This window comes from Terriglobus roseus, assembly GCF_900105625.1.
Classification (GTDB): Bacteria; Acidobacteriota; Terriglobia; order Terriglobales; family Acidobacteriaceae; genus Terriglobus; species Terriglobus roseus_B.
Genome location: NZ_FNSD01000001.1, coordinates 1,158,096 through 1,173,082 on the forward strand (window position 1 = coordinate 1,158,096; position 14,987 = coordinate 1,173,082).

Annotated in this window: 12 protein-coding genes and 2 pseudogenes; 11 read left to right on the plus strand and 3 right to left on the minus strand. The window is 57.9% G+C overall.

Features of this window, described 5'->3' with window-relative positions:
* Positions 1-191: 191 nt before the first annotated feature.
* The 5 genes from tssD to BLW03_RS20990 all read left to right on the plus strand — a co-directional run bounded on the left by tssD (position 192) and on the right by BLW03_RS20990 (position 5,070).
* Positions 192-698, plus strand: coding sequence for a type VI secretion system tube protein TssD (gene tssD / locus BLW03_RS04540; protein ID WP_074652545.1), 507 nt, complete (start codon positions 192-194; stop codon positions 696-698).
* A 1,213-nt stretch (positions 699-1,911) separates the two neighbouring features.
* On the plus strand, positions 1,912-2,766 hold the full coding sequence (locus tag BLW03_RS21280) for a tyrosine-type recombinase/integrase (protein WP_432279821.1): 855 nt from the start codon (positions 1,912-1,914) through the stop codon (positions 2,764-2,766).
* 239 nt (positions 2,767-3,005) lie between these two features.
* Positions 3,006-3,722, plus strand: coding sequence for a tyrosine-type recombinase/integrase (locus BLW03_RS21285; protein ID WP_432279822.1), 717 nt, complete (start codon positions 3,006-3,008; stop codon positions 3,720-3,722).
* A gap of 510 nt (positions 3,723-4,232) precedes the next feature.
* On the plus strand, positions 4,233-4,505 hold the full coding sequence (locus BLW03_RS20775; RefSeq protein WP_074655775.1) for a hypothetical protein: 273 nt from the start codon (positions 4,233-4,235) through the stop codon (positions 4,503-4,505).
* A gap of 418 nt (positions 4,506-4,923) precedes the next feature.
* On the plus strand, positions 4,924-5,070 hold the full coding sequence (locus BLW03_RS20990; protein ID WP_244502219.1) for a hypothetical protein: 147 nt from the start codon (positions 4,924-4,926) through the stop codon (positions 5,068-5,070).
* 234 nt (positions 5,071-5,304) lie between these two features.
* Here BLW03_RS20990 and BLW03_RS20995 read toward each other — a convergent pair.
* Together BLW03_RS20995 and BLW03_RS04565 are read right to left on the minus strand one after the other, a co-directional pair.
* Positions 5,305-5,601 (minus strand): annotated as a pseudogene (locus tag BLW03_RS20995) (glycosyltransferase family 2 protein); the annotation flags it as partial.
* A gap of 38 nt (positions 5,602-5,639) precedes the next feature.
* On the minus strand, positions 5,640-6,482 hold the full coding sequence (locus tag BLW03_RS04565; RefSeq protein ID WP_074652549.1) for a PIG-L family deacetylase: 843 nt from the start codon (positions 6,480-6,482) through the stop codon (positions 5,640-5,642).
* A gap of 163 nt (positions 6,483-6,645) precedes the next feature.
* On the opposite strand from BLW03_RS04565, the gene BLW03_RS04570 reads away from it, so the two are divergent.
* Together BLW03_RS04570 and BLW03_RS04575 are read left to right on the plus strand one after the other, a co-directional pair.
* Positions 6,646-8,043, plus strand: coding sequence for an MATE family efflux transporter (locus BLW03_RS04570; protein ID WP_244501962.1), 1,398 nt, complete (start codon positions 6,646-6,648; stop codon positions 8,041-8,043).
* Between the two features lie 32 nt (positions 8,044-8,075).
* Positions 8,076-11,624, plus strand: a complete 3,549-nt coding sequence (locus BLW03_RS04575; RefSeq protein ID WP_074652550.1) for a TonB-dependent receptor — start codon at positions 8,076-8,078, stop codon at positions 11,622-11,624.
* Positions 11,625-11,860: 236 nt separating this feature from the next.
* On the opposite strand, the pseudogene BLW03_RS21290 reads toward BLW03_RS04575, so the two are convergent.
* Positions 11,861-12,235: pseudogene (locus BLW03_RS21290) on the minus strand (amidohydrolase family protein); the annotation flags it as partial.
* A 48-nt stretch (positions 12,236-12,283) separates the two neighbouring features.
* Here BLW03_RS21290 and BLW03_RS20785 point away from each other — a divergent pair.
* From BLW03_RS20785 to BLW03_RS04600, 4 genes are all read left to right on the plus strand, one after another.
* Positions 12,284-12,442 carry a hypothetical protein gene (locus BLW03_RS20785; protein WP_212733132.1) on the plus strand — a complete coding sequence of 53 codons (159 nt, stop codon included), beginning with the start codon at positions 12,284-12,286 and terminating at the stop codon, positions 12,440-12,442.
* A 1,431-nt stretch (positions 12,443-13,873) separates the two neighbouring features.
* The gene (locus tag BLW03_RS21295) at positions 13,874-14,173 is read left to right on the plus strand and encodes a DUF3761 domain-containing protein (protein WP_074652553.1); all 300 of its coding nucleotides are present in this window, start codon (positions 13,874-13,876) and stop codon (positions 14,171-14,173) included.
* A 175-nt stretch (positions 14,174-14,348) separates the two neighbouring features.
* Positions 14,349-14,600: a hypothetical protein gene (locus BLW03_RS04595; protein WP_074652554.1), complete on the plus strand. Its 252-nt coding sequence runs from the start codon at positions 14,349-14,351 to the stop codon at positions 14,598-14,600.
* On the plus strand, positions 14,600-14,788 hold the full coding sequence (locus tag BLW03_RS04600) for a hypothetical protein (RefSeq protein WP_074652555.1): 189 nt from the start codon (positions 14,600-14,602) through the stop codon (positions 14,786-14,788). Before BLW03_RS04595 ends, BLW03_RS04600 begins: the two co-directional genes overlap by 1 nt.
* Positions 14,789-14,987: the final 199 nt, after the last annotated feature.

The following is a 14,987-nucleotide window of genomic DNA, read 5'->3' on the forward strand; positions in this document are numbered from 1 at the left end:
TTGAAGAGAGGGATTGTTACAAATGCAGCGTCGTCGGTCACGCTCAGGGGCATCTCACGTCGTCTCAACCATGCGGCCATCGATACTCAGTGCTAAGAAGAAATCTATACACAAATGCCCCGCGCTCACATATAAAAAGCGGGGTGAAGAACTTAGCAGGAACAATCCATCGTTAAGGGAGAAATGAATCGATGTCACTGAATGCCTACCTTACCGTGAAAGGCAAAAAGCAGGGAAACTTCAATGGCTCCGTTCTGCAAAAGGGCAGAGAAAACACCATCTTCGTCCACTCCTACACGCATGACATCGCCCTTCCGCTCGATGCGAACACGGGCTTGCCGCGGGGCTTCCGCGTCCACAAGCCGTTCATCATCACCAAAGAGCTCGACAAAAGTTCACCGATGTTCATGCAGGCTCTTTGCACGAATGAAAGCCTGCCCCAGTGGAACCTCCAGTGTTCGGGACCGCTCCTCAACGCCGGCATCGGCGGCGTCGGCACAGAGAAGACCATCTACACGATTGCGCTCACCAACGCCAGCATTGTTTCCATACGCGAGTACATGTCCGACAACCAGAACCCGACGCAAACTGCCATCAACCCTCGAGAAGAGATCAGCTTCGCCTATCAGAAGATTCAATGGACGTGGTCAGAGGGAAGCATCACGGCTTCTGACGACTGGACGCCGCCAGGCGTGTGATGCGCGCGCCTCTAACGGCGAGGATTAGATCTCGCTGTTTGCAATTCTAAAACCTTACAGTCGGCAGGAGGCCCTGCACTAGTCTTGATCACGCCGATCTCTTGACTCATCGGTCCAGCTCTTTGCAGCTTGGAACAGGAAGTTAGTGCTTTTGACGCCTACGGTTAAAGTGCCCCCTCCGAACGTAAAAAACTTACGCGAAGGATCTGCTGCGCAAACCCATCATCAATGGAAACGTTCGGAGTCGATTTGCCGCACGTTAATCTGCTTTTTGGCCGACGCGAGGATCGTTACACAAACGTGCATTTGCATGACATAGCGAATTGCGTGCTAACGTCAGGCGCAGGCCGCCACTCGGGACGATGTTCTCGCCAGTGAGGTGGTCGAGGTTATTAGCGTTATGACAACCTGGGCGATATCCTGCGGACTAGCTGGCCGCCACATCGACGGCGGGGTCTCGCCAGCTGCTGCGCAGCAGTCCAATCGGCAGTCGGTGGCGTGTCTAAGAGGCTAGGCCACGGTTTGGACTCTAATGTTTTGGGACGGAGCGAGTGGGCAAGCAAGCGGTTGATACGGTCAAACGCTCCTTTAGACGCAGCGTAGGGTTATAGATGCGCTTTTAAGCCCACGCCAACGTATGAGCTGATCTTGACAGGACCTGCCAGTCGACCGCCTGGCCGAATCACTGACCATCGTCCGCTGATGCGAAGAACAAAGGTGGACTTTGAGCCTCACTGACCGTAACGGCATCTCAGTCGCAAAGGGGATTCAGGTGCTTGTCGCAAAGGAAAGGCAAAATGCAACGCACAATCGAGAGCCCATCCGGACAGCATCTGTAATCGCGGAGCTATTCAGTCACCGGGATACTATGGTTCGGCACCTAAGCGCGCCAATGCTCAGGGAACGAGAAGCCTATCTCGGCTCCTTGCTGGCTGCGGGACATCAGCGACGATTCACTAAGGAGCGGGCTTCAAATCTTCTCCACGTCGTTCGTCTACTCCGGCGCAAGCCCAGCGAGGAGCTGGTGGATGAAGCAGCTATCAGGCAAGCGGCGGAGGTTTGGATGTCGGAAGCCCGGTATTCTGAAAGCAAAAAGCGGAAGTCGATCTTCGTTGCCGCAGCTCGCAGCTGGACACGGTATTTAGGTACCTACGTCGGCAAGCCAGCGTTGGGCGGCAGGTTTGCGACCCAGCTGCTAGAGTTTATCGCCGCAATGGATGGACAACTCGGCTATCTCCCGGCGTCTTCGCAATCGTGTGCTTCATCCGTGACAAGATTTCTGTCTTGGATGTCGTCGCGTACCAATAGTCTCATCTCTATATCGCTGGCGGACATCGATGTCTTTCTTTCCGAGCGCCGAAGCGGCGGTTGGAGTCATCGCACGAGCATCAATGAAACCCAATCTCTCCGGACTTTCTTTCGCTATGCGGAGTCGAGAGGTTGGAGCGCCGGCGGCCTTAGCAGGACCGTCCGTGTGGAAAGAGCGGGCGCCTCAGCTGCAACAGCGATGTGCCCGTCATGGGAGCAAGTGTGCAGCCTGCTGGCCGCGCTGGATTGCTCCGGGAAGTCTCACTGCCGTGCTAAAGCAATCCTCTTGCTCGCCGCTCGGTATGGTCTTCGGCGGTCTGAGCTGGTGCGACTCACTTTGGACGACCTCGATTGGCGGGACGAAGTGCTCACGGTGCGCCGCTCAAAGCGAGGCCGGATACAGCAGTTTCCTCTGGAAAAAGAAGTGGGCGATGCCATCATCCGGTACGTGAGCGAGGTGCGGCCGTCATCGCGTTTTCGGCAACTCTTCCTTACTCTCCAAAAGCCTCACCGCCCTGCAGTCAACTTGGGGAGCGCTATGCGGAAACTAATGAACTCGCAGAAAGTGTTTGATCGCGATTGGGGGCTTCATTCGCTTCGTCACGCTTGTGCCACCGAGCTCTTGCGAAAAGGCACTTCGCTCAAAGCAATCGCGGACTTCTTGGGCCGCCGCGGTCTTCAATCCGTTAGCATTTACGCGCATTCCGACTATCGGGCGCTGGCCCGAGTCGCTGAAGCAGACCTTGGGGGTGTCCTTTGATGCTGAACAAGGCCGTTTCACTATATGTAGCTTCGCGTCGGTCGTCCACTTCGCCGTTTTTGAGTAGTGAGTCGACACTCCGCAGTTTCGCAAAGTACTGCGGCAACATCGAGATAACGCAGGTGGATGCTCTGCAGGTCTCGAACTTTTTAAGTATGGGCGCGACGACGTCAGTCACGCGTGTAAGCAAGTTCAGTGCGTTGAAATGTTTCTTTGCCCACTATGCCGACCGCGGGCTGATGCCTCCGCTTCCGCTCACCGCCCCTCCGAAGCCGGAGACTTACCGCGTGCCATTCATATACACGCACACTCAGGTGAAGGCGCTCCTTTCAGCAACGGCACGATGTCACTCCCCCGGGGTAGAGTTGAGCGCCGATACCCTGCGCATGCTGCTGATACTGCTCTATGCCACTGGGACAACTGTGGACGAATTGTTGTCGGTGCGAACATCGGATCTCGATCTCAGACGATGCGAGATCAACCTAAACGCCACAGCGTGCCGGCGCGGACGTGTGTTGCCGATAAGTGCACAATTACGAGACCTGCTTTCGGAGTACTTGAGATCCCTTCGAAGCAGTTCCCGAGACGTTCATCTTTTGCGCTCCTCTGTGGGGCAGGCGCTGAATAGAAAGAGTCTTTGCGTGCGCTTCCGACGACTGCGGAACCTGGCTGATGTCGGGATGGGTCCGCATGGACAGACACCGCGACTTCAGGACTTCCGGTCTACGTTCGCTGTCCATCGCATAAAGTATTGGATCGCGTCGGGGGCCGACCTGAATGTCTTGCTGCCGGCTTTGTCGGCGTACATGGGCTACGCAAGGCTGACGAAGGCCGAAGAGTTTCTGGCATTCACACCGGAACGTTTCCGCTCCGAACTTGAGAGGTTGGCGATAGGGCGAGCCCGACCGGCGTGGAAGACGGACGAGGCGCTCATGACGTTCTTGACTCGACTATGAGTTTCGATGGCTAGCGAACATCTGACCCCTAATTAGGAACAGTCTTACAGGCACACCCGCCCCATGACGCGATCGTCATCGTGAGGTAACGCCGCAAGCCGTTCAATCTGAGGACTGTACTGCTGCGGCTACTGGAGCACATACGAGCCTCCGTCTGGCATGAGTCCTCAGTCATTCACCGCGGGGGTGGCGCTTGGATGGACAGAAGCATCGGTAAGTCCGAGTTAGGGTACTCGCTGACTGAAATCGGCTCCTACGAGTGCAGATCAACGAGAACGCCGACTATCAGCCGATACAGCATCGAGCACCCTTTCCGAGCTGGCTACACTGCGCTCGCAGGATAAGCCTTGGAAACGCGTTCAGATCGCCTTGGGCCAAGGTGCTCGGCAAGCTGTGCAACGGCTTGGTGTAGGGACCGTACCGCCAGTTTCAGCCAGCATCGGGCGCCACGTCTATCGATACGGCGAATCAGCTCCTGGCTCGTGCATCGGATTCTCGTAAAATAGAATGATGAACACTACCGAAATACTCTCCGCGATCGATGCAGAAATTGGCAAGCTTATGCAGGCCCGTTCTATCTTGAGTGACTATTCCGTCCCTGTCGCCATAAGGCGTGGTCCCGGACGCCCTAAGAAGATAGCGAGTGCTCCGCAGCGAGCCGCAACCGTGCCGCATGTCAAGGCTGTGAAACGTGGCATGAGCGCTGAGGGTAAGGCACGTATTGCTGCTGCGCAGAAGAAGCGTTGGGCCGTAGCGAAGAAATTAGCAAAGACGGCCATATAGCCTGAAAGGGCATATGTAGAGCAAAGGAATCGTGCTGTTGATCTAGGAGTTTATAAGCGCTGTTCTCGGGAAGGTGCGGCCGGATCGCGTTCAGATGCCGCCTTCCGGTGCGACCGCCTCAATGACTGTATTGCGAGTTGGCTCCCGGGAAGATCCATGGCGCGATCATCAGAATTGCCGAGATTCCCGCCAAGCCAATGTGCTAAATGCAGACGTCTGGACCTAAGTTGTGGTTGACAGGGCGATCTTTGCTGCGCCCCGAAAGAAAAGCCTCGCGGCTTGCGTTGTGCCTGCGAACGTTTTAGAAGACCAATCACGGTCTGATCCCTAGCGCGGTCGCCAGAAATAAGTCGAAGCTATGTCGGAGATGTCGTTCGTTTTCCTCATCAGCTCGAGCTCGAGCGCAGCATGAATCGATATGTTGCCGATATCTTGCAACGCACTCGTCGTGCACAAAGACCCAGTGAAGCGCAGCTACCTTCGCATGAAAGACCTGGTCGTCGTACAGTCCTTCAAAGCTATCGCAAAAGCCGTCGACCCTGCGAGCGATTTCCGTGCGAACTAGGACTGTACAAATGCATGGCACCAGGCTTTCGTCCTGAAGAAACCACTCAAGAAGCTGTCCGGGCGGGAGCAGGCCGTATGGTTCGCCTTCCGGTACCAGCGGCGGAAGGTAGTTGCTACCCCACTGTCCTGCTCGCGCTGCCTCTTCGTCAAAGGGACGCGAGGCGTCCACCCACCGCTCCGCCGCAGCGTAGACCATGGCTACCTCCGGCATGCTGTCCAACAACGAGGTCATCGTCTCCAGGTGATGTGGAAGCCAGACATCGTCCGAATCCAGAAAAGCGATCGACTGGCCCTTCGCATGTCTCAACGCAAGGTTCCGGGACGCGCTGATGCCACGGTTATGACCTCCGTCATGCGTCAGAACACGTATGCACTGCGGATGACGATCGGCAATGATAGTCACAATGGAAAGTGTCGCGTCGGTGGAACCATCATCCACGAAGAGTAGTTCCCAGGTGCGCGCCGTCTCCTGCTTAAGTACGCTCTCGATCGCTTCCGCAACGAAGGGCGCGGAATTCCGCGCCGTCATAAGAATCGAGATCTCTGGGACCGGTCGATGGCCACTTGTCACGCAACAACTCCCACACCAGCGAGCGCGGATCGCAGCCTTTGCAGGGTCCCTGGCAGAGCCAGAAAGCGTTCACCGCCGTGAAGTTGTCCGTAATGCTCCATAGCGGCAGCAGCAGCCTCGTCAATCTGCGACGGGTAGCTGAGGCAGAGATCTCGCTTCAACCTTGGTTCGACGTTTTTTGTGCCTAGCCACACCTCCTCGAAACCATCCAGATCACCTAATTCCGATGACGACTTGGCCAACTTTCCACACGCGTATGGAAGATCTTCATAGAAGACCATTGAGGAAGCCTGAAAGACCCTTTGTGCTGCGCGGCAGACGAGGCGATGATCCAAATGTCCTCCGAGCGCCTTCGGACAAAGAATAATGTCTGCGGAGGGCAGGCCTCTGAGCGCTTCCTCCAAGGCCTCTACCTCCCTCGGCCGTAACGAACTCGGTGCAAGCGAGGCGCTGTCATCCTTTTGCCATCGGAGCGGGAGATCCTGCCAGTCAAGGTCGATCCGTCTGACAGAAGAAGCGCTGTTCGCACCCGTCACAAGACGGTCGGCGAATCGAACATCTTCTTCGCGTCGCGCCTTCGTAACCTGTTGTGCTCGATCCCCCTCGCCAACCGCAAGGTATGGCGCGTAACTACTGATCGTGCACACATTCGCGATGCACAGCGAGTGACCTGCCTGAAGCAAACGGGCTAGAAGGAGACCACAGGAGAACGCCGCGTCATCGCGATGCGGCGAGAGAATGACGACCTGCATGGAACCCCTCTCTTCCTGTCGTTCTGATGCGTCCGGCATAAGGCGAAACGCCGGAGCCAGAGACGTGGCGGCAACTGTTGTTTGCATCTGAAACAGAACTCAGCGGACCTTTCACTGGCATCAAACCACCGGACGAAGTGACTAACTCACACGGCATCAGAACTTTCATCGGTTGCCACAGTTTGGAGCTAGTGCCATCTCATCGTCCTCTCATAGCGCGGACAGCGCGGTGCCTGTACCTCAACGTCTTGTGCCCTCATCTTCTACCTTCTTCGGTGAAGTCCGAAGCTGCACGCGCATCGGCCTGCCGCTGGCGCTGGGTGAGTTGGGATGGATGTCAACGTACATCGTCGATGCGTTGATGATCGGCAGGCTGCCGCACTCCGCAGTCTCCATCGCCGCATCTTCCCTGGGCAATACGATCTACTACGCCATCGTCTTCTTCGCCATCTACCTGCTGAATGGACTTGAGACCTACATCGCCCAGGCTGCGGGCCGCGGCGATCGCACGGAGTGCGTGCGTATGCTCGCCCAATCCATGTGGATTGTGGGTGTGGCGACACCTGTAGTCATGCTGCTGACGCTTGGCTTCGGCGGGCTCCTGCCCAGGCTCGGTGTGTCGCACGAAGTTGCCGAGGCGACGCAGGCGTATTTACGGGCTCTGGTGTGGTCCACCGCGCCGCTCATGGTGTACATGGCGCTGCGACGCTTTCTTCAGTCAGTCCTCAGGGTGGCGCTCATCACAACATCGTTGATCACAGCCGGCGCTGTGAACCTGCTGTTTGACTGGCTGTTCCTCTTCGGACACTGGCATATGCCCGTCATGGGCATTGCAGGTTCAGGTTGGGCAACGGCCATCGTGCGCGGTTGGATGTTACTGGTCCTGATCCCCGGCGTGGTCCTTGCCTTCCAGCAGATGAATCTCACGCCACGCCTTGCCATGCTTCGCCCGGATGGGATGCGGCTGCGTGCGTTGCTGCGGATCGGCTGGCCGTCTGGCGTGGAGTTTTCGCTGGAGCTCGGTATCTCCACGTTTATGTCCCTGCTGGCTGCTCGACTGGGAACGACACTGCTGGCCGCGCACCAGGTCACGCTGGACCTCAACGCCTTTGTGTATATGGTCCCCACCGGTCTGTCATATGCCGCCATGATTCGCGTGGGTCAGGCCGCCGGACGCAACGACCTTCGCGGCGTGCAGCGTGCCACGAATGCAACGCTCGTGCTGGCGCTGGGCTATGGCGCGCTCAGTACCATCCTGTTCCTTGGCTTCGCGCATCGACTGGCATCGCTGTACACCAATGATGGGCATGTGGTCGCTGCCGCTGTGCCGCTGTTCTGGTTGTGCAGCATCCTCATTCTCGGCGATGCGGCGTTCGTTGTGCAGGCCTCTGCGCTCACCGGTCTTGGCGACACACGCACGCCCATGTGGGTCAGCGTGTTCTGCAATTGGGCGTTGGGCATGCCCGCGGCCTATCTTCTAGCATTTCCCATGGGCTATGGCGCGATTGGGCTTTGGATGGGGCGTGCTGTTGCCTCGGTCACCTCTGGCTTGTTGCTGACCGCGCTCTGGCACCACCGTATGCGTCTCGAGGCGGGGCACGGCTCCGCTCACACCTCTTCCCTCATGACTCCCATGCGAGTTCGCTAACTCCAGCTATTGATTGTTTTCTGAGGATCCGAATGAATCGTTCGCCGTTGTTTCTTGCCGCTGTCTGTCTCGCCTCTGCACCCTTTGCCATGGCACAGTCCACACTCGGCGGCATCTCCGGTACCGTACTGGACGCCGGTGGAGCACAGGTATCCAACGCGACCATCCGTCTGCACCGCGCGGAAAGTAACAGCAGTCGCGTCGTCTCGACGGATGCGAGCGGTAACTACACAGCGGTGAATCTTGAAGCAGGCCACTACGACGTGATGGTGCAGGCCACTGGCTTCGCCCCTACCACTGCAACCAGCGTGAGCCTGCAGGCGCGCCAGCAACTGCGGTATGACGTGACGCTGAAGCCGGGCGGCGCCAGCGATGCAGTAACGGTCAATGCCTCCGAGGCCGGTGTCATCAACCTGGATAATGCACAGATCTCCGCAACACTCACGCCCGAAGCCGTCCTCGCGTTACCGGCGAACTACCGCGGCGCAGGCTCCACATCACCGCTGAGTGTCGTGCAGGCTCTGCCAGGTGTGCAGCCTGACAGTGGAGCCTACCCGCCCCAACCCTCCACACATCCGGCGCCGACGGTGCGCTACTCCATCCAGGGTGGCCTGCCCTCACAGACTGACACCACGGTCGACGGCATCTCCGCGCAGAACCAGACCAGCAACAACGTACAGGCAGATGCCTTTCCCTCCGCGGAATCCATCGCCGAGATCCGCGTCGACGGCGTGAACAACAACGCAGAGTACGGGCAGCCCGGCGAGATCACCACGATCACCAGGAGCGGCACCAACAACGTACATGGTTCTGCGTATCTCTACTACCAGAACGACGCTCTGGACGCGACACCGTACGGCGCAGACCGGAGCACCAAGCCGCAAAAGGATGCTAAGGACTTCGGCGGCAGCGTCGGCCTGCCCGTCGTGCTTCCGCACCTGTACAACGGACGCAACCGCACGTTTCTGTTTGCCGCCTACGAGGGCCTTCGCTTTCCGCAGACCATCCCCTTGCAGCGCACGGTACCAACGGTGCGCATGAAGCAGGGCGACTTCTCCCAGGAGACGGCAACGCCGCTACAGAATCCCTTCACCGGCGGAATATACGCCGGCAATCGCGTCGCCATCAACCCGGTCTCCGCAAAGTTCCTGCAGTTCTATCCGGACCCCAACATCGACGCCAATCTCTCCACCTCAGCAGCCGTCGCCGATCGTGGCTACAACTACCTCGCATCACGACGGAATGACATCAACTCAAACCAGTTCGACATTCGCGGCGATCAGGCTGTGGGCAGCAAAGGCAGCGTCTCCGCACGCTATTCCTGGAAGAACAACAACCAGAGCCAACCGGCCGACCTGACACTCCCCAACAGCACGGCCTATGCTCGCTACCGCATCCTGGCCAGCAACTTCAACTACGCACTCACGCAACATCTGGCCAACGAGTTCAAGTTCGGCTTCACGCTGGAGCAGGACGGCAACAGCAATCCGTTCGATGGACTCGGCTTCACCGAAGGCACCGGCCTCACCACCGCTGTGACGCCCTTCTTCAACGGCATTCCACACCTGAACTTCAACGGTGGCGATGCGCCGGTCACATCCATCGGTTCGCGCCTCGGCTATGAAGAGCGCTCACGCGTCTTCCAGTACATCGACAATCTGACGTACACCGCTGGTGCACATACCGTGCGCGTCGGCTTCGACCTCCGCCACCTGGTTGCGCACACGCAGGCCGGAGGTTCCACGCTATCCATCAACTACGGCAACTTCCTCTTCGACGCGAACAACACAGCGACGGGCAATCAGTTCGCGGACTTCCTCATCGGCGTTCCCTATCAAAATCAAAGCAACAACATCCGACAGGACAACGATGCGAGCACCAACAGCTACGCGTTCTATGTACAAGACAGTTGGAAGGCCTCGGAGCGCCTCACACTTACTGCCGGTCTGCGCTATGAGCTTCACCCCGCACTGGCTTCGACGAACGGACTCGCCGGAAACTTTGATCCGTCCATCGCGCGCACCGGGCGACTGATCTATCCAGCAGGCTTTGCGAATGCGCTCGACGTGCAGGAGTTGGCCAACGTCAGCGCCTGTCCCGTTGCCGGTGTCTCCAACCCCTACGCCACGGGCGGCAGTGTCAACGGTGTGGCTTGCACGCCAGTGATCAGCAACGTTGAAGCAGGCTTACCGGCAGGCCTGCGCAAGAACCCGCAGCTACGCCTGATGCCGCGGTTCGGATTTGCGTACCGGCCTTTCGGCAACGATCGAACCGTACTGCGCGGCGGCGCCGGCTACTTCAACATCACCACAACTGGCGCGTTATTTTATGCGCTCGCGCAGACGCTGCAGCAGAACTACCAGACCTTCACCAACCAATACTCCACCGGATCGAACACAGCAGGCTCCGCGACGTTCGTACCGCCGACGTTTACCTTCCCAAACACCACCGCCAGCGGACAGTTCGCACCGGCCGTCGGCAGCGTGTACTTTTACAGCGCAGTCGATCCGAACTGGCACGATCCGTACTCGCTGCAGACAAACCTCTCCCTCGATCATGACTTCGGCCACAACCTCGGCGGTCGGATCTCCTACGTGGGCCTGCAGACGTTGCACCTCACCTGGCAGCCGCAGTTCAACCAGTTGCAACGTTCCAGTACGCGCCTTTCCTCTCAGGCAGCGCAGACGGAGTACCCGTTCCCGAACTTCTACCAGGTCACCGATCGCAGTTCTTCCGCGACGGCCAACTACCAGTCGCTGCAGGTAGAGTTCACGCACCGTATGAGCGGTGGTCTCTCATTCGACACGACGTACACCCTGGCAAAGAACCTGTCGGACAACCAGGGCAGCGCGGGCAACTTCAACTCGGCGGGCTTTGTGGATGAGCAGGGCGGCTACAGCGCGACGGACAGCTTCAATCGCCACCAGGACTATGGCAACGTAGCGGCAACGCGGAAGCATCGCTGGCTGACAACCATGATCTACGAGTTGCCAATGGGCCGAGGACGCCGCTTCGGCAACGGCATGAACCGGGCAGCCGATGCCCTCCTTGGCGGCTGGCAGGTTAGCAACATCCTTCTCCTGCAGAGTGGGCCTTTTCTGACGGCTTATTTCCCGGCTGGCGCCATCGATCCGTCAGGCACGGGCTCCGGGACTTATGTGGGCGGCGCCAATCAACGGCCGGATCGCATTGCCGATGCAAACAGCGGCGCGCGTATGCGCGACGACTGGTTTAACCAGAAGGCCTTCGCGTGCCCGGGCAGCAGTGATCCGGCCTCAATCTCCACCTGCGATGTGGGTGTTGGTTCGCTGCCCATCGGACGCTTCGGAACGGAGTCCGTGGGCGACCTGCGCGGTCCTGGCACGATCAATCTCTCCAGCGGCGTCAGCCGCTACTTCCAAATCCGGGAGAACCTACGTCTTCGCGCCGAGGGCACTTTTACGAACGTACTGAACCACACCAATCTTGCCGACCCAACGCTGGATCTGACCTCCAGCAGCTTTGGCAAAATCACCCAATCTCGCGGATCGGATTTTGGTGGGAACCGTACAGGCCAGGTCGGAATGCGTCTCGAGTTCTGATCATCCCTACGTCGAGCAGAGCAAACCCGATGTTGACCCCATACGAAGACCCGCTTGTTGAAGCTTATAGGCTCGCACAGCCTCACACTTAATGATAGGGCGATGAACGTCCAAGGTCCGCCTGTTCTGGCTGAGCGCGTTCGCGATTCGTCATCAACTGACGACATCCGCGTTCTACGGAGACGGAACGGTGCGCTCCGGATTGAATCGATAGCTGAGGGGACCGCGTCCGGCCACACCATCTGGTCGGAACCGAACATGATCCGCTTTCCGTAGCCGGCATCAACCAAGTGTTTTAGGTACGTCCAAAACTCCGCACGCGGTTGCGTGAAGTCGATGACAGCGGTGTCGACGTAGACCTGCGGAAACCACATAAGGGCGACCATGTGGTCCGCCATTGGCCAGCCGGCGTGCATCACATAGAGGCGCAATCTGGGATGCTTGGCCAGAACAGGTTCCAAGAGCAGTGGATCGCCCAAGCTCATGCGGTGCTTGGGTGCACCCAAGTAGGGTGCGCCCGGGGGCCCCGGTCCCAGATGGATGGCGACCGGAAGATCCAGCTCCTCAGCCAAGGCCCAGTATGGCTCCAGGCGCGAGTCGTCTGGGGCGACGCCCTCGTATTGCTCCCAGTGTGACCGAACGTCGCCAGGCTCTTAGCCATGTTGACGTTTGACCGTCTGAGCCAGCGGGATACGACTGCCAAGCATTCCTCGCTGGTATCACGCACCGTCCACAAGCCAAGGCGTCCATCCTGGCGATCAACGTCGCAGGAACAGAGCGTCCACGTTTCGTTCGCCATTCCCATGATGAAGGTGTAGACCGCGTGGAAGCGTTGGCTAGGATCGTGCCAGCAGGGCCGACGCAGCGGGGCCATGTCACCGTGAGACTGTCATCCAGTCGTTTGCCGCACGCAGCGCAGTACTCACCGGTGCAGGCGGCGGACCACCGTGCAAGGTCCTCACCCATGTCGGCATGCAGGATTTCTGTGCGCGATTTCGACGCATGAGCCATTTGTCCAGGCTAGGCGACGGAAACGCGAAAGTCATCCACGGATCGCGTGGAGCTCATTGATGGAGTTTCCAAAATGCTCGACTTCGCGCGGGGGCTCGACTTCTATGAGATTGTGCAAGTCGGGTTTCCTTGTTCATTGCGCACAACCTCGCCAGATCGACGAGACCTCGCACAGAAGGAATGAGACTATTCCTCTTGTGGCTCTCGTTCTCATAACCGGGACTAGCAATGTACTTATGGGAGCCCGTGCACGGATCTTGGAGTCTCAATCGTATAGGACAGCCATTGCGCTAGGGCTCGAGCAACTCAGGGCTTCGCTGCTAAGCGGAGCACCAGCTTTGGTTGTTGTCTGCAGCAGCTATAGCTTGCCGGATCGACTCATTGCAACTCGGATGGTCAATGACATATTCCCGGCTTTACCTACCGTGACGCTTATGCGAGGTAGCGAGGACGATCAGGACTTTCCAGGCGAGACGCTCTCGGTCGGCCTTGGCCCCACGGGCCTCCTCGAAGAAGTGCAAAGGTTGACGCGTACGCGTGTTTCGACTTCAGAAGCTTAGGGATTCGACTTCACCCTTCCCTCTGACCCGACGACCCATGACACGGTCAATGGTGATGAATACTTCGCTGTCATTATAGAAAGTCGCGCCGCGAGGAACCCTTCCGTATCGCATAGGCATCCGAGCGACTCACCGAGGTGTAGCATGTCGACTAAAAGAAGCCTAAGCTACCCCCTACGCATGCCACCGACGATGCGCGAAAAAATGACTGCGATGGCCTTGGAAGAAAGCATCTCTCTGAACCACATGATCTGTATCGCGATTGCCGAAAAGATCGCCCGTGTTGACCATGCAGCTTGGCACGGTGAAGAGAGGCGGAAGTCTGGACAAACGCCAACAGGCGGTCCTTGAAGTCCACTCTATCTCCCTAGAAGGCCGTAGTTGCACGCCTTACAACTCTCCACATGAGCACGCAGCGCAGCCTACTCCTTCGAAACGTGAGAGGTGACTCCCGGACTCGTAGGCTCATTGAGCCATGTCAACTGCAGGGCGGCACCGTTAGGGCAAAGCGTTTGCATTCTTTAGTGATACGCCCATCGGACTTGGGCTTCTGTCGGTTGAGCGACGATGCGCGGAATAGTCATGAGAATGAATGCGTCTAGTCGTCCCTGTGCATTTTGATTGCAACTCGTGGTAGAGACCTCGTAAGCTCAGCGACATCCGCCTGGGAGAACCGACGTGAAAGCTTTCCGCTTTGTCAGCGCCGTAATATTTTTGCCAGGCCTCGCATTTGCGCAGCAAACCGCGCAGCCGAAGCCTGCTCTCACATCACGACCGAGAATCACTTCCTCAGTGGGACCGATTTCCGGGCAGCATTACAGCAATGTGGATGGCAATAGGGTGCGTACACCGATGGCCGCGCCATCGGCTCCTGCCGGTTCGACAGCCAAGTGCGGGGATGGCGCTTACAGCTTTAGTCAGCATCGGAGCGGAACGTGTTCGCACCACGGTGGAGTCGCCACGTGGCTCGTTAATTGAAGGTCCGGTTTCGCTGATGTGATCGAGCTTCAGCAGCGGCAAAGGAATCGCAGCTGTCCGCGAGGGTTAGCTGCATTCGATATTTTTGCGTGTACCCAAAACGAACTTTTGATCTGTCTACTGAGTGTCGGCTGCGCGAATGCGCACCGATCTGAAAACCTGTACGCTCCCTCCCATGAACCACGGCACCCTACATGCCAAACGAATCAATCACAACATGTCTGAGGTGTTCGTGAAGGGGAACGGGAAACGGACTCCAGCGAAAACCATCGGAACGACCGAGCTTCTACTTGCAGCAGCTCGCCATAGTCCGGCGCACTCTTTCGACACCTTTTACGCTGCACTAGCGCAGGTCGGCTCTTACGCGTCACTAACCAGCGAAGGCATCGACGCCATGGCTGCGGATCTCGGCCTCAGCTACGCCTGATGGGATCTACTCGACACGACACATCCAAGGCATCACTTGGGTTTGACATCGAGATCGCTCCAACGGAGATTCCGGAGAAGCTCTTCAACGGGAATTGCATCTTTGTGAAGCTGTTCGCTCCGGAGAAGAAGCACCCTCTCGTCGGCGAACGTGATCAGAACGCAATCGGCGATCACTTCGGCCTTTAGGATTCTTGTCATCGGTAACATCCTGTGCGTCGTAGAAGCGACGAAAGCACATTTTTGTCGACCGCCAACATAACATTCTGCCCGCTACCCGGAGGACCGCCCGACGCTTACAGCAAGATTGCGCAATCTACGAGTTTCGTCGGGTACCGGGCAGTTCGCCTTCCTTGAGCTGTCATATTTTATTTCTTTGGCCTGATGC